This is a genomic window from Achromobacter sp. SIMBA_011 (assembly GCF_046535435.1).
GTDB lineage: Bacteria > Pseudomonadota > Gammaproteobacteria > Burkholderiales > Burkholderiaceae_B > Achromobacter > Achromobacter dolens.
This window is the reverse complement of record NZ_JAWRWN010000250.1, coordinates 1-298: the sequence shown is the minus strand read 5'-3', so window position 1 is coordinate 298 and position 298 is coordinate 1. Positions and strand designations below refer to the sequence as shown.

Annotated in this window: 1 protein-coding gene; it reads right to left on the bottom strand. The window is 65.8% G+C overall.

Features of this window, described 5'->3' with window-relative positions; genetic code table 11:
• A partial coding sequence (locus SB816_RS30800) for an HAD-IC family P-type ATPase (RefSeq protein ID WP_410548094.1) occupies positions 1–298 on the bottom strand: 298 nt, incomplete at both ends.

Here is a 298-nt window from a genome sequence, read left to right as displayed (position 1 = left end):
GCATCAGCGCCGCATCCGCCGCTTCCATCGCCACATCCGTGCCCGAGCCGATGGCGACACCGACGCTGGCGGCGGCAAGCGCCGGCGCAGCGTTGATGCCGTCACCCACCATCTCCACGGTCTTTTGGGCCGCCAGCTTGCGGATTTCCTCGACCTTGTTCTGCGGCAGGAGTTCGCCGCGCGCTTCAAGGCCGAGCTTGTTGCCGATGGCACGCGCCGTGCGGGCATTGTCACCCGACAGCATCAGCGAGGAAATGCCCATGTCCTTCAGCGCCTTGACACCTTCAGCCGCATCCTT